We start from the raw sequence: 17,113 nt of genomic DNA, 5'->3' as shown, positions 1-17,113 counted from the left end.
CAATAGAGCGCGAAAAACACAATATAGATTGATTGCTTTTCAGCTGAATTTAGAAACTACGGATAACTATTTGTATTAAAAAATAACCACTTATTTCTCATTTATTTAGCATGAACCATAAATTTGATAAATAGTACTTTTTTCTGGTTTCGGCGTTTTTCTCCATCGGTATTCTCATTTCTGGCACAGCCTGTCAATTACTACGGTAAACACCTTGGTCGGTGAGTCTTTACTCTATAATGATAATGTAGTCAATAACGGTTTTGTGAGGAAAACTGTTCGGTGTTGTAGGAGGTATGGGATGAAACTTTCACTGTTAGCTAAAAAGACTTTACTTGGATGTGTCTGTGGTGGTCTGTTGGCCTTAGCCCCGGTTACGTTTGATTTTGATGACGGTACATTCAAATACAACACAGCATTTGCAAAAAATGATAACAGTAACAATGGTAAAGGCCGTGGAAACAGTAGTGAAAAAAATAAAGAAAATAGTAGCCAAAACGCCAGTGCGAGGGCTAGCTCCAACTCCAGCTCAAACAGTAATGGTAGAAATTCCAGCAATGACAACGGATTAGGTAATAATAGAGGTTCTTTAGCCAGTGCTTTAGGACGTTTGAATGCAGCACACGCATCAGATAACGGACTAGCTAATGCTTCTGCTAAATCTGTTGTTGGAACTCTAGCACTATACCGAGACGCAGTTCAGGCAACAAGCCAATTAACTGAACTATTAAATGAAATTTCCGAGACCATTCAAGGGTTAGAGGATCAGATTGCCAGTTATGATATAGCAACATTAACAGCAATTAGCGAGCAATTGAATGCTGATGCCCTCGCGGCTTCAGAAGACCTAGAAGATGCGCAGGAAGCTGCCAATGCTGCCCAAGAATTGGCAGATACAACACAGGCTACAGCAGATACCGCTCAAACTGAAGCCGATGCCGCTCAAGCCGATGCCGATGCCGCTCAAGCTGATGCGGATGCAGCACAGGCTGCTGCTGACGCTGATCCTACAAATACAGATCTCGCTGATGCTGCTGCTCAAGCCCAAGCCGATGCAGATGCTGCTCAAGCTGATGCAGATGCTGCTCAAGCCGATGCAGATGCTGCTCAAACTGATGCAGACGCAGCAGCCACAGCAGCGAATACTGCGGCTAATGAATTAGATGCCGCTCAGGTTGAAGCAGATACCGCACAAGCAGAAGCTGACGCTGCTGCTCAGGAACTGGCACAGGCTGAATCTGAAGTTGATGCTTTAGAAACTGATTTGGCAGCTGCCGAGGAAGAACTGGCGAGCACACAAGAAGAGCTTGATAGTTCTGCTCAGTTAGAAGCAGATACGCTAGCTTCAGCAGCTAATAAGGAAATCACCGATGAAGTGGTTGCCGCGACCCAAGAACTATTAGGTATCGAATAACAACCTCCACCAACCAAACCGTACACAGTCTAGTTATTAACTGCTGTGTACGGCTAGTTTAAGTCTAGGACGGATAACCATGATTTCTCAGTATCGAAATCCTATAAGTATATTAATCCTAACGAATCCCCACGAATTTCTAACTCTAAACTTGTTGGTTTTCAATATTAGCTTTCACTTGCGTTCAACTTATTGACAAAGGTGAGTTATTACGATGAAGGTTTCCCAAACATTTAAAAATGATATAGCTTCTGCTTATCCTGAGCCCCATGCGGCTTGGCTAAACGTGGAATTTACTTTCGTTGATTCAGGCATGACGGATCAATTGCTCTCTGTTTCTACGCTGACCATTCAATATGAGGAGCTATGATGAAATTCGTGGGGAACCCTCAGATTTTAATTGTCATCTTATTAATGCTAAGTGGATGCACAGCCTTACCCAAAAGTGTTTCACACAATATAGAAATGGCGAAGCAAGGTGATGCGCAGGCGCAATATAAATTAGGCCTAGACTACACCAACGGTTTTGGCGTGACACAAAATTATGCAACAGCAACTGACTGGTTTTTAAAGGCAGCACAACAGGGTCAAATCGATGCTCAATTTATGGTGGCTGTTGCCTATGCTTCTGGTCGGGGTGTTAAACGTAACGAAAAATTAGCCTATGAGTGGTTTGACAAGGCAGCTAGTCAAGGTCATAGCGCGGCCATATATCAAAAAGCAGAAGCCTTAGCCAACGGACGTGGTATTAGTAAAGATTTGGCAGAAAGCCGGAAATACTACCGAATGGCAGCGCAAAAAGGTCACCTAGAATCTAAATATGCACTGGGTGTTTTTATGATGACCGGACGAGGTGGTAAACGAGATATAATCTCAGGTAACGTATGGATTTTAGCTGCAGCGAATGATGGTCATAAAGAGGCGCAAACCTTGTTTAACACGACAAAGAAAAGCCTTTCTCCTTCCAACTTAGCGAGAGTAAAAAAACTGGCTAAAAATTTGTAATCTAACTACTCACCGACAAAAACAAATGTATTAAGCGATGTGTTGCGCTCCAGCGAGATTGGACACTTCATCTAGCGACATTTTGCGTTTCAAAAGTTAACTAGGCTTAAATGTTCCAAGAGCACGGTACCTTTAGATCCGATTATAATCAACCGGATCGAACCTCCAAATATAGCGCGTAGGAAATACGACCGAATCATCCGGAAAATTTGGTCAAATATTGAGACCAAGGAATGGTATGAGTGGTGAAACTAAGTGGAAAGGGGGCTTCACTGATTTGCTTTACACTCTATTCGTTTAAAGATAACTTGGCTGTTTCAGATATGACTAGGAATAAACAATGGCTAATGACTTAGAATCTCAGTGCGAAATGTTCATCCCGGGCAGCCGAAAGCCTGCTCCTGCGGAGTATTTTGCTGAAATGGCGCAATGGTGTGAAAAGAATAATATTCAGCATGATGTGTATGGCGATGGCGATCTCATTCAGTCTTTTGAACAGAAAGTGGCAGACCTGCTGGGCTTTGAAGCGGGATTATTTGTCATTACTGGAACCATGACTCAAGCAACTGTCTTGGAGTTAGTCTGCAAACAGAAAAGAAATCCACTCGTTGGCATGCATGAATCCAGTCATATCACTCGATTTGAAAGTCAAGGCTATCGAATGCAGAATCGCTTCGATGTTCTCCCATTAGGAAACCGTTATCGCCCATGGACTTGCGATGACTTAAAAACTTGGCCAGATGAGTTTGCTGCAGCGCTATATGAGCTGCCGATGAGAGAGCTGGGCGGCCAACTACCTCGCTGGCAAGAGCTTGAGGAAATTAAACAGTATTGCGAGAGTGAAAACATACACCTTCATATGGATGGTGCTCGTCTTTGGGAATGTTCGAGCTATTTCCAAAAAGAATACAATGAGATTGCCCGTGGTTTTAATAGTGCTTATGTGTCGCTTTATAAAGGGATTAACGGCTTAGGTGGCTCAATGTTAGTGGGTAGCAAAGAGCTAATTGAATTGGCGTCACTGTGGATGAAGCGTCAAGGCGGCAACGTGTACCATAGAACTCCTTATGTGGTGTCTGCTGCCATGCAATTTGACGAGCGTTTGTTGCAAATGCCAAGCCTTTTTGAGCGTACTCAGCAGATTTACCGAATTGTTGCGGAGTTTCCTCAATTTGCGTTGAATCCAGTAAAACCACAAAGCAACATGTTGCACCTTATGTTCCCAGTTAGCTATGAAAGGCTAGTTGAGCTTAGAGATCAGCTAGCAAAAGAAAAGGGGGTATGGATTGGTAGGCCGCAAACTATGGAGCAACCAAACATGTCCAAGATTGAGTGGTATGTTGGTGACAATCTACTTGGTATGACAGATGACCAGCTACGTGATGTATTGCAATGGCTCGAAGATAAAATGAATGTAACGGCTTAAGATCTCGTTAATATTTGGTTGCTAAAGCAATGGATTGAGTAGGAGAGGAAGAATGACCTCAAGGCGAATTGGTGTTTCTATCTTAAGCTTACTGATTGGCTTGTTCATTCAGCCTCATGCTTTTGCATCCAGCTCCAATGCACAAACGCTGTTTAGCAAAAATGGCCTCGCGTATGTTCAACAAGGAGACGCTAATAGCAAGTATCGATTGATATTTATTCACGGCTCTCCAGGAAGTAAAGAGGGATATGAAACTTATCTAAATGATGAGTGGCTAGCGAAAAATGCCGAGTTGATTTCAGTTGACAGAATCGGCTACGGACAGTCGCCAAGACAACTCGATTCGGATATCGCGTCGCAAGCAAAGTCTATTGCTGCTTTGCTTGATAAAGATAAGTCGAATATCCTGATAGGCCATTCGTTAGGTGGTCCTATTGCGTTGGACATTGCCATCATGCACCCTGATTTAGTACAAGGTTTAGTGCTCGTTGCACCAGCATTTGACCCTAAACTAGAAGAGCCTAAATGGTACAACGAATTAGCCGATACTTGGCTAGTCGGTGCCTTCTTGTCTAACGATTGGAAGGTATCCAATGGTGAAATGATGCCATTAGCCGATGAGCTATCTAAATTGAGCAGTAAAGATTGGCATAAACTCGATGGAGTGGACGTAACGCTCATTCATGGAGATGAGGATACGATTTCAGATCCCAACAATTCGAACTTTGCTATGAATAAGCTATATGGCCAAGGTAAAAAGCTAGTTGAAGTTAAAGGGGCAGGGCACTTTATTTTGTGGAAAGATCCGCAAAGAATTATCAAAGAAATCCAACTAATGCTGGGCAAAGAGCAAGCAAATAACTCTTGAGAACCGTAGGTTAACCATACTGTTTAATATGGCGTTAAATGCAATGCCGCTATTGATAGCGGCATTGAATCGTCACTGTTAGAACAACCTATTCAAACCATTTAATGCAGCGACTCGATATGCCTCTGCCATCGTAGGGTAATTGAATGTAGTGTTGGTGAAGTACTCAATAGTGTTGCCTTCACCTTTTTGCTCCATAACGGCTTGTCCAATATGGATGATTTCCGAAGCTCGTTCACCAAAGCAGTGAATGCCCAATATCGCTTTAGTTTCGCGATGGAAAAGGATCTTCAAACTTCCGACATCGTTGCCAGCAATTTGCGCGCGTGCCAAATGTTTGAATGACGCGCAGCCTACTTCATAAGGAACCTTATCTGCAGTGAGCTCTTGTTCAGTCCTACCTACCGAGCTGATTTCGGGAATTGTGTATATTCCGGTAGGGATATCTTCAATCAAATGCCCTTGAGCTTGTCCACGAGTAATAGCTTGGGCTGCAAAGCGGCCTTGGTTATACGCTGCACTTGCTAAACTTGGATAGCCAATAATATCTCCAACCGCGTAGACGTGACCGACTTCGGTTTGGTAATCATCGTTGACGGAAATAAGCCCTCTGCTATTGGATGTTAATCCCAAGGCTTCTAGGTTTAGCTGATCAGCGTTCCCTGTGCGGCCGTTGGCAAACAATAAGCAATCAGCTTTCAGCTTTTTACCTGATGTTAAATGTAAAATGACACCGTCATCTGTACCTTCAATGTTTTCATAGGTCTCGCCGTTTCGAATGACGATACCGTTGTTCCAGAAGTGGTACGAAAGTGCATCGGAGGTTTCATTATCTAGGAAGGCTAACAATCGGTCGCGTGTGTTTACAAGATCAGTTTTTAATCCTAAGCCTCGAAATATAGAAGCGTATTCACAACCAATCACTCCGGCGCCGTAGATTATAATATGTCTCGGGTCATCTTTTAGCTCAAGTATAGAGTCACTATCGTAGATGCGGCTGTGGTTGAAATCGACATTGTCTGGCTGATATGGGCGAGAGCCGGTAGCAATAACAAACTTGTCTGCGCTGTAGTATTCCGTACCGGAATCGGCTTTTGTAACCGAAATAGTATTTGAATCGATAAATCGAGCGGTACCCGAGATCAGCGTGCAATCGTTACGATCATAAAAGCCCTGTCTTAGTCGAGTTTGTTTTTCGCTAACGGATTTTGCTTGGCTTAGTATGTCGTAGAAAGTAGAGCGTAGTGTAGAGTTACTTTTTCGAAACAGAGGGTTATTGTTGATCTCTATAATTCGGCTCACTGCCTGACGCAATGCTTTCGAAGGTATAGTTCCCCAGTGTGTACATCCGCCGCCAATACTGTGTTCTTTTTCAATAACGGCAACATTCATCCCTGCTTTGGTTAATCCCATTGCAGCCCCTTCTCCGCCGGGGCCACTGCCAATTACTATGGCATCGAAGTGTGTTGATTGGGTCATTCCCACTCCTTCTAGATTACTCAATAGTCAGTGTAAGGAAATGTTAACAAACCAATATACGAGCGTCACACAATTAACGGAAACTTCGCATGTAACCTTAGATTGCAACCCACTAACATTATCTAAGCTTGATTCGCATCATTGTTATCCTGAGTCACTCTATTTTGACCCATCGGGGTTAATGGCTAGCGAAACAGCAAGGCTTTGTACCAAACAAAGCGATGCTGACTGAGATCGAAAAGCATCCACCTTCGCTTCTTTAACAACGAAACAAGCGTCACTATAAGCAGAAAGCGGACTAATTTGACTGTCTGTGATGACGATTTGGTTGGCTCCGGCTTTGGCGGCTATTTCACTCAACATCAATGTCTCTTCGGCGTATGGAGCAAAACTGATTGAGACGACCGTATCTTTAGCACCAATCAAGCCGAGCTGCTCTTGAAACATGCCACCTAAACCATCAATCAAGAACGCGCGTTTTTCTGCATGTCTTAGCGCATAGGTGAAATAAGACGCGATACTAAATGAACGTCGTAGACCTATCACGTAAATGTTTTCGGCGTTGTCCAGCAATTGAGTGGCTGTGTATAGCTCGTCTTGTTTGGTATTTGTGGCCAAATGCTCAAGCGCCTGCGAGTTTGCGCGTGCAAACTCTTCTAAGATATCTTTGGTGGTTTCTGGTGGTGAGTTTTGATCTTCAAGCTGTTTATAGAGGCGAGCTCTATCGGTGTAATTTGCAGTATCTTCAACGAGTTTATGGCGAAACAATTGTTTCATTTCGTTGAATCCACTAAAACCAAAAGCGCTGGCAAAGCGAATCAGAGTAGAAGGCGGAACATCGGCTTGTTGAGCGATGGTCGCGACCGTGTCGAATGCGACACTACTTGAATTATCAAGAACATATTTAGCTACTTGCTGTAGGCGATTACTAAGATCACTGTAGTTTGTTTGAATTTGTTGTTTTAATTCATCTAGTGTTGATGCTGCCTGCATTATCCCTACCCAAGATCATCGTTTGACTCGCTCTAAGATATCTTATAATGCGTATAAATGAAATGTTTGTTTCATCTGACTGCTTTACGTTCAATCCCTTGAAATACCAAGGGCTATCAGCAATATCTACTGTAACATTCCCTATTTTTAAGTTCGCTTTAGATCACATAATGAACTAAAAATTTCATTAATATTTTAAAATGAAACAAATATTTCGTATAAAGGTTGTCATTGAATATCACCACACCCAAGGAGTGACCGATGAAGGTTGTTGAAAAGAAGCTCGACCTTATTTGCATGGGAAGAGTTGCGGTTGATTTATATGGTCAACAGATAGGAGCCCGCTTGGAAGATATGGGCTCATTTGCTAAGTATCTTGGCGGTTCTTCAGGGAATGTTGCTTATGGCACGGCTAGGCAAGGGTTAAAGTCGTCGATGCTTGCCAGAGTCGGTGACGAGCATATGGGTAGATTTCTGCGGGAAGAGTTGACTTCTGTTGGAGTGGATACCAGTCACCTAATCACAGACAAAGAAAGGCTGACCGCTTTGGTGATTTTAGGTATCAAGGATGAAGAAACGTTTCCGCTTATCTTTTACCGCGACAACTGCGCCGACATGGCGATTACTCCAGATGATGTCGATGAAGAATACATTGCTTCAGCGCGGTGCTTGGCTATCACAGGAACACACCTCTCCAACCCTAATACTAGGGAGGCAGTGTTAACGGCTCTAAAATATGCTCGCAAGCATGGCGTTAAAACCGCACTTGATATCGACTATCGCCCAGTTTTATGGGGCCTAACCTCACTGGGTGATGGTGAAACACGTTATATCGAATCTGAGCAAGTTACTTCGCAGCTTAAAGAGGTGTTAAACCTGTTTGACTTAGTCGTGGGAACAGAAGAAGAGTTTCACATCGCCGGTGGCAGTATGGATACTTTGACTGCTCTTGAGCAAGTCAGGGAAGCTTCTGATGCCACTTTAGTGTGTAAAAGAGGCCCGCTAGGTTGCACTGTATTCGATACTTCAATTCCGGCGCACTTAGATGATGGGATTCATGTTGATGGAGTCAGAGTCGATGTACTTAATGTTTTAGGTGCCGGTGATGCATTTATGTCTGGCTTGCTGCGTGGCTATTTGAACGAAGAGAGTTGGCAGCAGTGTTGTAGATATGCAAACGCATGTGGAGCTTTAGTTGTCTCAAGACATGGCTGTGCTCCTGCGATGCCAACCAAAGAAGAGCTGGATGATTACTTAGCCAGAGCAGATGCGATTTCTCGCCCAGATTTGGATACTAGACTTAATCATTTGCACAGAGTGACAACCCGAAAAAGTCAGTGGGATGAGCTGTGCATTTTAGCGTTTGACCACCGAGTGCAGTTTGAAGAAATGGCTGAGAAGGTTGACGCTGATATCAATCGAATCCCTCAGTTAAAACAGCTGATATTTAAGGCAGCACAACTTGCAGCGCAAGAATCAGGGTTGGATCAGAAAGCAGGGCTGTTATGTGATAGTCGATTTGGCCAGCAGGTACTAAACGAAGTCACAGGGAAAGGCTGGTGGATAGGCCGTCCGATAGAGCTACCAGGTTCACGTCCCTTGGAGCTTGAGCACGGCAATATTGGCTCCCAATTAGCAAGCTGGCCTTTGGAACATGTTGTGAAATGTCTTGTCTTTGCTCATCCAGATGACGATTTGGTAATGAGACAGGCTCAAGAAAAGCAACTTAAAGAGGTCTATCAAGCTTGTTGTCAGACGGGGCACGAACTGCTGCTAGAGGTGATTTTACCCAAGCACCTTGATTCTGATGATGAACACTATATTCGAATGGTTTCCCAGTACTACGATCTTGGAATTAAACCTGATTGGTGGAAGTTACCACCATTGTCTTCGCAAGCTTGGCAGAAAATGGAATCAGTCATTACGGAGAGGGATGCGCATTGTCGAGGTGTAGTACTTCTTGGTCTCGATGCTCCTGAAGATGAATTGAAACAAGGCTTTGCTGACGCATCGAAAAGCGAAATTGTAAAAGGGTTTGCAATTGGTCGCACGATTTTCGCTGAACCTGCCAAAGAGTGGTTGTCTGGAAACAGTAGTGATAGTGAACTCATATCCCAAGTAAAGCGTAACTATCAAAACCTGATCCGAGTATGGCGTCAACGTCGCTAAGCGTAGCGGATAGCAATTCAGGATGTCTAAAAATTTAGGAGAGAAAATGCAAACACTACAAAATTTTATTGGCGGTCAGTTGAGTGAAAGCCATAGCGGACGCACTAGTGCGATTTATAACCCTGCTACTGGAGAGCAAATTCGTGAAGTCGTATTAAGTTCTCCCGCGGAAACAGCAGAAGCAGTTTCAATTGCGGACAAAGCCTTTTCATCATGGTCAAAAACATCGCCTTTGAAGAGAGCGAGAGTCATGTTTAAGTTCAAGGCGCTGTTGGAAAATAATATCGACAAACTGGCGCGCATGATCTCTGAGGAGCACGGCAAGGTCTATTCTGATGCAGTCGGAGAAGTGACTCGAGGCCTAGAGGTGGTCGAATTTGCTTGCGGCATCCCACATCTGCAAAAAGGTGAGCACTCTGCCAATGTCGGCTCTGGTGTCGATAGCCACTCTCTAATGCAGCCACTAGGAGTTTGTGTTGGCATCACACCATTCAACTTTCCGGCAATGGTACCTATGTGGATGTTCCCAATAGCTTTAGCAACGGGGAATACATTCGTATTGAAACCATCTGAAAAAGATCCGAGTGCGAGTTTATTCTTAGCTGAGCTACTTAAAGAAGCAGAGTTACCCGATGGTGTATTCAACGTGATCAATGGTGATAAAGAAGCCGTCGACACCTTACTGACTGACCCAAGAGTACAAGCGGTAAGCTTTGTTGGCTCGACACCAATAGCGGAGTACATCTATCAAACAGCATCAGCACATGGCAAACGTTGCCAAGCACTTGGTGGAGCAAAAAACCACTGTGTGCTCATGCCCGATGCCGACATTGATATGGCGGCTAGTGCAATTATGGGCGCTGCGTATGGTGCTGCGGGTGAAAGGTGCATGGCTCTATCTGTCGCGGTTGTTGTGGGCGATGAAACCGGAGACAAATTGGTTGAGAAACTGAAACAGCAAATCAGTCAAATGAGAGTAGGCCCGGGTATCTGCGATAAGGAAACGCAAGAAAATGATATGGGACCAGTCATTTCGTCAGTACACCAAGATAAAATTTGCCAATACATTAGCTCAGGAGAAAGCGAAGGAGCGATAGTGTTAGTCGATGGTCGTGACTTCAAGGTTCAGGGTTATGAGCAAGGCTATTTTGTTGGTCCAACCTTATTAGACCAAGTGTCACCGACAATGAAAGTGTATCAAGAGGAAATATTTGGGCCTGTGTTATGTGTTGTGCGCGTAACGGATTACCAAGAGGCGATACAACTTATCAATGATCATGAATATGGTAACGGAAGCGCTATTTTTACTCGTGATGGCGATACCGCAAGGCAATTTGGCGAAGAAGTGCAAACTGGAATGGTGGGAGTGAATGTACCGATACCGGTGCCAATGGCATTTCATAGTTTTGGTGGCTGGAAACGCTCTATTTTTGGCCCGCTAAACATGCATGGTAACGATGGTGTTCGCTTTTATACGCGTATGAAAACAATCACAAGTCGATGGCCGACCGGTGTGCGTATGGAGCATCACGACAGCAGCTTTGTTATGCCGACTATGTAAACCATAGAGTTAAATGAAACAATGCCCAGAGACAACAGAAGTCATTGGGCATTGTTTGATAAAGCTGAGCCTTCAATGTTTACCGATATATGACGAAGTTTTTCAGCCGATTAGGAACCTTAATACCGAACTTATCAAAGCCTTCCTTGTTGACATAAAAAGTGCCCGATTTAATTTGTTTTACTCTTGTTGGTTTTTCACCATTGATTATTTGCAGAGCAATTAATGCTGCTTCTTTCCCTTGGTCATAGCCATTTAATACAAATGCGCCAATAGCTTTATCGTTGCCTACTGCATAGTCGGCCATTGTAAATACCGGTACTGGAGAATGTTCACCTGTCCATGACAAAACATATTCTTCATTTAGCACTTTCTGGTTTTTATCTTTAACTGTAAACCAAGTGTCCACAATAATGGCATCATAGTGCTTGTCAGAGTTTCGGATTTCCTTCTTCCAATCGGCAAAGTCTCCTATCATTTTCCAGCTTATATTCGTCTTGCCTGCGTTTGACGTGCTTTTGCCCTCTAAAGCCACATTGATAATAGATTTAGAGGTGTTGCTGTCATCAAATAGTATAAGAACATGGTTTTTGCTCGTGTTAAGCATGATTTGTAAGTGCCGCACTAATGGAATAATAAGCTGTCGCTCCAATACGCCGTATACATTCTTGGGTAAGCGTTCTGGTTCAAAGTACACTCTTGGGTTGTTATTAATTCCATAATAGACGAGAGGATAGTTTTGCTTTGATAGTTCAGGGCCAAGTAGTTTTAATGCGTTATCATCAGCTAGCAAAACAACATCTGGCTTCAAGTTTTGAACTTTTTCAATGATACTGTCCGCTACTTTAATATGGCTTTCTATCGGTGTGCGCTTGGTATCCATGTATAGGATTTCCAAATCGTGTTTTCCCTGAAGTGTTTCTGTCACACCTAAAAGGCAACTTTGAGTCCAAGAGTTATCTGAATGATAGCTATTTATGACTAGGATGTTAGCTGCGAATAAGCTGCTAGAAAAAAGCAACAGAGTACTTGCAAGAAGGTAGTATAAGAAATGATTCTTCATTAGGTTATATTCAATTCGGCACTAATTTAGTTAAACTCAACATGCTCAAGTATTGTTGCTCATAACATCAAACATCAATACCTCCGATGTTAAGTTTAGCAACACATCATATTAGTGCTTTTAGACTACAATATAAATTTGGGCTGTGACTTGTAGACGAATATGTATAAGTTAACCGTATTGATATTGGCAAGTTTTCTCACTTTCAATGTATTTGCAAAGTGTGAAATTGATATAAGAGTAAATGATTATCCTCCCTTGTATTATCAAGATGATGGTGTGTGGATGGGGTTGGATGTTGAATTAATGGAAGCGCTTCTGTCAGAGGCTGACTGCCAACCAATTTTTCACCCTCAACCATGGAAAAGAGCCTTGAACTTGATAAAGTCTGGAAAAATGGATGCTATTACCAATTTATCTCGAACCGAAGAGCGCGGTACATATATGTACTTTATCGGGCCAATGAGAGATGAGGTTGTCTCTTTAATTGTACCAAGCGACTCAAATTATGAGATTAACTCACTTGATGATCTTAAAAAGTTGCCGGGACCTGTGGGTAAAGTGAATGGTGCGTATCATGGGAAGCTGTTACAAGAAAAGTTGGAGAACGACCCCTCTTTTTCAAGTAATATTCACCCTGTCACTGATTCTTCTCAACTAGCGCCGATGTTAAAAAAAGGAAGAATGGTCGCATTTATGATGAACAGCGATGATTTCGCTTATAAACTCAAAACAGACCCACATTTTAATGGGCTTAAAAGGCATGATTTTCCTATCAGTACCAGTTCTTTATATTTTGGTTTCAGTAAAGTGTCCGTTTCAAACGAACTGCACTCAAAGCTTCAGCAAGCTTATGAAGCAGCAAGTAGCAAAGGAGACTTTACTAAAATCATTGATCGATACAACTAGGGGAAAGCTAGTTACAAATTAGTGGTTTTTGAGTCTATTATTGCCCCCTCGTGCAATTATCAAGGGAGCAATATTGTTAGCTCTAGTTAAATGATTCCTGCTAAGTCTATATACCCAGTATCTTGCGGTTACTTGCGCAGCAACTAGAACCAAGTCTCCATTTGTAGAGCAAATAAAGTTTCTCCACCGTCACCCATGGTGCTGGTGCCCGTTTGATCAACGGTATAATTGTCGAGGTCACTGCTCCAATCAACATAGCTGACCGCAAACCTAATTTCTGGGCGATCGAAAAAGCCTTCTGATGTTGCAAGCTTAAAGGTTGGGGCGATTGTCGCTTTATAGTATCCCCCGGTTGCTTTGTTCTGAGTGTTGTCTAGGTCCATGTATTGATATGAGCCTTCATAAACCATTTCAAAGTTATCATTGAATGATTGGGATAGACGCACGTTTAGCGTTGCCCAAAAATACTCATCATTTTGGTAAATGCGATCTTTACTCAATTCGGTCAGCAAAGCAGGTGCAATATTCCATGTCTCATTGATTTTTTTTACGCCATAACTGAATACTCGGATAGCTTTTGCATCATGGTTGAGATCGCTAGTTTGGCCAATGTTTTTTAACTCAGCTCCTAGGCCTTTGCCCAATAGGATACCTGTTTTCGAAAAACCATCTTTACTGCCGTAAAAAGAATCGTCGTGATAAGCGAGCATCATATGAACACCTGTGTTGGCAGGTACTGTAGCTTGTGTGTTGTCACTATTTTGGTCATTTTTGTTGGCAGACATACCACTGAGCATAACTTGCCACGAACCGATGTGGTTGTTCATTGTGGCGATGTAATTTTCATAATCAGTTGTATCAGTATCACCGAAGTCACTTGCGTAAATGGAGAAATTACTTTTCCACGAGTCGGAAAGCTGCACATCGTATATTCCTGCGCCGGTACCTGCAAGGTAGACAATGTCAGAGTCTAAGAAGTGGATATCAAAGTTATCGCGATCAAACCTTTTTCCTGCCCAAATAGATGCGTTTTTAAATGCTCCACTAAAGGAACTTAAGTTAGAGAACTCAGCATATGCTTGGCGCACGTTTAAATCGCTAGTATCTGCTGTCCATGTATCTTCAGACTCTTGCCCATCAGCTATCATTAGCCAGTATTTAGACTTCTCTCCCTTACTTGATTCACGATTGTGAATGAAATTTGCCTCAATATAGGTATCGTCTTCCAAGCCAAGGCGACCTACAGGAGCACCTAGAGTGCCAGCAGCTGTCATGTACGGGCCTGTGTTGATTGCTCCGTTTCGATGGTCATTCATAAGTACGCCAGAGCGAGCGTATCCATGAAACTCAAAGTCTTTGGTTGACTTATCTTCTTCTGCTGGCGCAAGGCGCGTTTCAATATCTTGAATTCTTGCTTCCAATGACTCCAAATCGGTTGCGGAATAAGTTGGTGCTGACATTAACACTGCAGTGGCAGTAAGAGTTGCCATTGTCCATTTCGTTTTCATACATTTTGTCCTTTAAGCTTTATTAGTTTGATTGCAAACGTTCCCTTATTTGTTCGCAATAACTAGTGGAACCTACAATGTTTTGGGGAGGTTCACGAGCTTAAACTGGGACAAAATAATAACTAGGATAATTCTTGTACATAAGGAATATGAATAATTATTAGATTGATCACACTAATTAATTGAGCGTTTTTCATCGGTATTGGGATGGCCCTTAATTAAAATTTTTGAATGTATTGAGTTATAAGGTATTGATAAATAATGGTTTGTATGAAGTTTATCTTGGTTTTTCTCGCAGGGCTGTATAATGCCACTCTAAATCAGGCAAACTTAAAGCTGTATCACATAAACGTTTTAAACGATTTCACTTGTTCAAATAGAGCGTGTATTGTTCTGACTGCAAACGTTCCCTAAAATATAAACTGTCTAATCCTCGAGTTGTAGAGGGTTTGCCTAGGTGAAGACTGATAATTTGTGTTGATACTCTCTACTGGAGGATATATTAAATGACTGAAAATACAGTGGCTTGTGTAGGCGATCTACTGATTGACTTTGTGTGTACCGATATTGATTCGAGCATTAAAAACGGCACTCATTTCCTAAAAAAAGCAGGAGGTGCCCCCGCAAACGTTGCTTGTTGCGTAGCAAAATTAGGAGGTCAAGCGGCACTTGCGGCTAAAGTCGGTCGAGACCCATTTGGTGACTTTCTAGTTGAAACGTTGAAAGAGCAGGGTGTTGAAACAAATTCTGTTGTTGTAGATGGACACTATGCTACCTCGAAGGCGTATGTCGCTTTGCAGGGAAATGGGGAACGTGATTTTACGTTTAATTGGGGAGCGAGTGAGCAGTTAGAGTCCCACGAGTTAGCTGAAGGTTTTGTCGAAAATAGTAAGGTTGTTCACTTTGGAGCAGCGTTAAAAAACGAAGGAAGAATGATCGACCTCTATCAAAATTTGTTGGTAGAGGCTAGCTCAAAAAACAAATGGATTTGTTTCGATCCCAACTTCCGTCCGGCTCTATGGGAAAATAATGCACAAGAGTTTGTGAGGTTATGTGAAGAGAGCTTACGTGCTGCACATATCGTTAAGGTTAGTGAAGAAGAGCTACATATTCTTGCAGGTAAGACTTGTCTCAAAGAGTCCTGTACTTTTCTTCATCAAAAAGGTGTGAAGATCATTCTTGTCACGTTAGGAAAAAATGGCACGTTACTTAGCGTAGCGAATAGCGGAACGAGATTTGTGGATTCCATTGTGGTAAATAGCATTGACTCAACAGGAGCAGGAGATGCGTTCATTGGTGCTTTCTTATACTTACTTGCGAGCAAAAATACTTTGCCTAGTTGCCTCGACGAACTGGTTCCAATGGTGAGCTTTGCAAATAAAGTTGGGGCTCTAACGTGTACCCAAATGGGCGCGATATCGGCTCTACCTTCTTTAACAACAGTAGAAAGCTTTAGCGAGTCTTGTGTTAATCAGTAGGTTGTAATTGCAAGACGTCTGTTGTTCGTTATCTTTTTGCTTTAATTAACGATTTCAATTCTGCACGTCAGGCTTGCCCAATCAATCTGCATTTGTAGAGCACTATCACTGTCTTATAGCTCGGCCCCAAGATTGATGCTCGAAACACTTTGATATCCTTACATGCAACGGTATAGTTGCGCCTTCTTAGAGCTCTTCTGGGTTTGAGATATAACCTGTTTATAAGGAATGTAGGATGAAACAAAGTCACCACCCGGTGCAAGGCGCAAGTTGGATGCTGTTGGCCGGCTTGGCTTTTGCGATAGTGAATAGCCTATCGCAAGTGAATAGTATTAAATTGGGTTTGCCATCGACTATGGTGGCGTTTATCCAATACTTCATCGCGCTACTTGTTATTCTTCCGTATTTGAAATCGTTAGGAATTAAGGAATCGCTGAAAACAACAAGCTTTCCTCTTCATGTTTTTAGGGTTCTCTTAGCTGTCATTGGGATACAGTTGTGGTTGTGGGCATTGGCTTACCCTGTGCCGATTTGGCAAGGTATCGCATTGCTGATGATTTCGCCGCTTTTTGCAACGTTAGGATCTGGGTTGCTTTTAGGTGAGCAGGTCGGGGCAGCACGTTGGTTAGCTACTGTTGTGGGTTTTTGCGGTGCAATGATCATATTGGAGCCATGGTCTGATGATTTCACATGGGCGAGCTTATTACCGGTCGGAGCCGCTTTTTTCTGGGCATGCTACTCCTTGATGGTGAAGAAGATGTCCTCAAAAGATTCACCGGCGACAATGGTTGTTTATCTACTACTTCTTCAAACACCTTTTAATCTGTTTCTCGCGATACCAGAATGGAGGCTACCAGATTCGGTTAACCTATGGTTGTGCCTATTCGCTGCTGGTGCGTTCACTGCTTTGGCGCAATGGTCGATAGTAAAGGCATACGCAGCAGCTGATGCTTCTTTTGTACAACCTTTTGACCATGCCAAGCTGCCATTGAATGTGTTAGCAGGGTGGTTAGTTTTTAGTTGGGTTCCACCAGGAAGGTTGTGGTTGGGAGCGGCAATAATTATTGCGTCGGTTGCATTTATCACTCATTGGGAGAATAAAAAGAGCTGATAGCAATAACAGCGGTGCAACAATTAACAAGGTGAAGTCTAACTTGTTTGAAATAACTGGGTATTTTCAGTTGCTCCTAAAAAATGAGCAATAAACGGTGTGTTTATATATTTTTATATATGTTATAAG

The 17,113-nt window shown here is 42.8% G+C and carries 14 protein-coding genes; 10 read left to right on the top strand and 4 right to left on the bottom strand.

From position 1 onward, the window contains the following. The first annotated feature begins 301 nt into the window (after nucleotides 1–301). The 5 genes from L7A31_RS04735 to L7A31_RS04715 all read left to right on the top strand — a co-directional run bounded on the left by L7A31_RS04735 (nucleotide 302) and on the right by L7A31_RS04715 (nucleotide 4,713). The gene (locus L7A31_RS04735) at nucleotides 302–1,414 is read left to right on the top strand and encodes a hypothetical protein (protein ID WP_237360350.1); all 1,113 of its coding nucleotides are present in this window, start codon (nucleotides 302–304) and stop codon (nucleotides 1,412–1,414) included. A 214-nt stretch (nucleotides 1,415–1,628) separates the two neighbouring features. Beyond that, entirely contained in the window at nucleotides 1,629–1,784 is a 156-nt protein-coding gene (locus tag L7A31_RS04730) for a hypothetical protein (protein ID WP_237360349.1), read from the top strand. Further along, nucleotides 1,781–2,419 (top strand): tetratricopeptide repeat protein, encoded by a 639-nt coding sequence (locus L7A31_RS04725; RefSeq protein WP_237360348.1) that lies wholly within the window; start codon nucleotides 1,781–1,783, stop codon nucleotides 2,417–2,419. Before L7A31_RS04730 ends, L7A31_RS04725 begins: the two co-directional genes overlap by 4 nt. A 340-nt stretch (nucleotides 2,420–2,759) precedes the next feature. Then, nucleotides 2,760–3,845, top strand: a complete 1,086-nt coding sequence (locus L7A31_RS04720) for a threonine aldolase family protein (protein WP_237360347.1) — start codon at nucleotides 2,760–2,762, stop codon at nucleotides 3,843–3,845. A gap of 52 nt (nucleotides 3,846–3,897) precedes the next feature. Next, nucleotides 3,898–4,713, top strand: a complete 816-nt coding sequence (locus L7A31_RS04715; RefSeq protein WP_237360346.1) for an alpha/beta fold hydrolase — start codon at nucleotides 3,898–3,900, stop codon at nucleotides 4,711–4,713. Between the two features lie 78 nt (nucleotides 4,714–4,791). Here the strand turns inward: L7A31_RS04715 and sthA are convergent, their stop codons facing one another. Together sthA and L7A31_RS04705 are read right to left on the bottom strand one after the other, a co-directional pair. Beyond that, nucleotides 4,792–6,192, bottom strand: a complete 1,401-nt coding sequence (gene sthA, locus L7A31_RS04710; protein WP_237360345.1) for a Si-specific NAD(P)(+) transhydrogenase — start codon at nucleotides 6,190–6,192, stop codon at nucleotides 4,792–4,794. Between the two features lie 159 nt (nucleotides 6,193–6,351). Further along, a complete protein-coding gene (locus L7A31_RS04705) occupies nucleotides 6,352–7,185 on the bottom strand; it encodes a MurR/RpiR family transcriptional regulator (protein ID WP_237360344.1) in 834 nt (277 codons plus the stop codon). A 261-nt stretch (nucleotides 7,186–7,446) separates the two neighbouring features. Here L7A31_RS04705 and L7A31_RS04700 point away from each other — a divergent pair, with 261 nt between their 5' ends. Continuing rightward, the gene (locus L7A31_RS04700) at nucleotides 7,447–9,354 is read left to right on the top strand and encodes a bifunctional 5-dehydro-2-deoxygluconokinase/5-dehydro-2-deoxyphosphogluconate aldolase (RefSeq protein ID WP_237360343.1); all 1,908 of its coding nucleotides are present in this window, start codon (nucleotides 7,447–7,449) and stop codon (nucleotides 9,352–9,354) included. A gap of 46 nt (nucleotides 9,355–9,400) precedes the next feature. After that, a complete protein-coding gene (locus L7A31_RS04695) occupies nucleotides 9,401–10,915 on the top strand; it encodes a CoA-acylating methylmalonate-semialdehyde dehydrogenase (protein WP_237360342.1) in 1,515 nt (504 codons plus the stop codon). Between the two features lie 79 nt (nucleotides 10,916–10,994). Here the strand turns inward: L7A31_RS04695 and L7A31_RS04690 are convergent, their stop codons facing one another. After that, nucleotides 10,995–11,798 carry an ABC transporter substrate-binding protein gene (locus tag L7A31_RS04690; protein WP_237360341.1) on the bottom strand — a complete coding sequence of 268 codons (804 nt, stop codon included), beginning with the start codon at nucleotides 11,796–11,798 and terminating at the stop codon, nucleotides 10,995–10,997. A gap of 342 nt (nucleotides 11,799–12,140) precedes the next feature. Between L7A31_RS04690 and L7A31_RS04685 the strand changes: the two genes are divergently transcribed. Next, nucleotides 12,141–12,887 carry a substrate-binding periplasmic protein gene (locus L7A31_RS04685; protein ID WP_237360340.1) on the top strand — a complete coding sequence of 249 codons (747 nt, stop codon included), beginning with the start codon at nucleotides 12,141–12,143 and terminating at the stop codon, nucleotides 12,885–12,887. Between the two features lie 143 nt (nucleotides 12,888–13,030). On the opposite strand, the gene L7A31_RS04680 is transcribed toward L7A31_RS04685, so the two are convergent. Further along, nucleotides 13,031–14,395 (bottom strand): carbohydrate porin, encoded by a 1,365-nt coding sequence (locus tag L7A31_RS04680; RefSeq protein ID WP_435532874.1) that lies wholly within the window; start codon nucleotides 14,393–14,395, stop codon nucleotides 13,031–13,033. Between the two features lie 506 nt (nucleotides 14,396–14,901). Here L7A31_RS04680 and L7A31_RS04675 point away from each other — a divergent pair. Together L7A31_RS04675 and L7A31_RS04670 are read left to right on the top strand one after the other, a co-directional pair. Next, nucleotides 14,902–15,873, top strand: a complete 972-nt coding sequence (locus L7A31_RS04675; protein ID WP_237360339.1) for a carbohydrate kinase family protein — start codon at nucleotides 14,902–14,904, stop codon at nucleotides 15,871–15,873. Nucleotides 15,874–16,108: 235 nt separating this feature from the next. Next, a complete protein-coding gene (locus L7A31_RS04670; protein ID WP_237360338.1) occupies nucleotides 16,109–16,984 on the top strand; it encodes a DMT family transporter in 876 nt (291 codons plus the stop codon). Nucleotides 16,985–17,113 lie beyond the last annotated feature (129 nt).

This window comes from Vibrio marisflavi CECT 7928, assembly GCF_921294215.1.
In the GTDB taxonomy this organism is placed as follows: Bacteria; Pseudomonadota; Gammaproteobacteria; order Enterobacterales; family Vibrionaceae; genus Vibrio; species Vibrio marisflavi.
The sequence above is the reverse complement of the archived record's forward strand: the minus strand, read 5'-3'. Positions and strand labels throughout refer to the sequence as shown.

Bases quoted from the DNA above. Each gene is read 5' to 3' on its own strand.
- L7A31_RS04735 (WP_237360350.1), top strand. From the start codon at position 302: ATGAAACTTTCACTGTTAGCTAAAAAGACTTTACTTGGATGTGTCTGT.
- L7A31_RS04670 (WP_237360338.1), top strand. From the start codon at position 16,109: ATGAAACAAAGTCACCACCCGGTGCAAGGCGCAAGTTGGATGCTGTTG.
- L7A31_RS04690 (WP_237360341.1), bottom strand. From the start codon at position 11,798: ATGGATACCAAGCGCACACCGATAGAAAGCCATATTAAAGTAGCGGAC.
- L7A31_RS04695 (WP_237360342.1), top strand. From the start codon at position 9,401: ATGCAAACACTACAAAATTTTATTGGCGGTCAGTTGAGTGAAAGCCAT.
- L7A31_RS04700 (WP_237360343.1), top strand. From the start codon at position 7,447: ATGAAGGTTGTTGAAAAGAAGCTCGACCTTATTTGCATGGGAAGAGTT.
- L7A31_RS04725 (WP_237360348.1), top strand. From the start codon at position 1,781: ATGATGAAATTCGTGGGGAACCCTCAGATTTTAATTGTCATCTTATTA.
- L7A31_RS04720 (WP_237360347.1), top strand. From the start codon at position 2,760: ATGGCTAATGACTTAGAATCTCAGTGCGAAATGTTCATCCCGGGCAGC.
- L7A31_RS04705 (WP_237360344.1), bottom strand. From the start codon at position 7,185: ATGCAGGCAGCATCAACACTAGATGAATTAAAACAACAAATTCAAACA.
- L7A31_RS04680 (WP_435532874.1), bottom strand. From the start codon at position 14,395: ATGAAAACGAAATGGACAATGGCAACTCTTACTGCCACTGCAGTGTTA.
- L7A31_RS04730 (WP_237360349.1), top strand. From the start codon at position 1,629: ATGAAGGTTTCCCAAACATTTAAAAATGATATAGCTTCTGCTTATCCT.
- sthA (WP_237360345.1), bottom strand. From the start codon at position 6,192: ATGACCCAATCAACACACTTCGATGCCATAGTAATTGGCAGTGGCCCC.
- L7A31_RS04675 (WP_237360339.1), top strand. From the start codon at position 14,902: ATGACTGAAAATACAGTGGCTTGTGTAGGCGATCTACTGATTGACTTT.
- L7A31_RS04715 (WP_237360346.1), top strand. From the start codon at position 3,898: ATGACCTCAAGGCGAATTGGTGTTTCTATCTTAAGCTTACTGATTGGC.
- L7A31_RS04685 (WP_237360340.1), top strand. From the start codon at position 12,141: ATGTATAAGTTAACCGTATTGATATTGGCAAGTTTTCTCACTTTCAAT.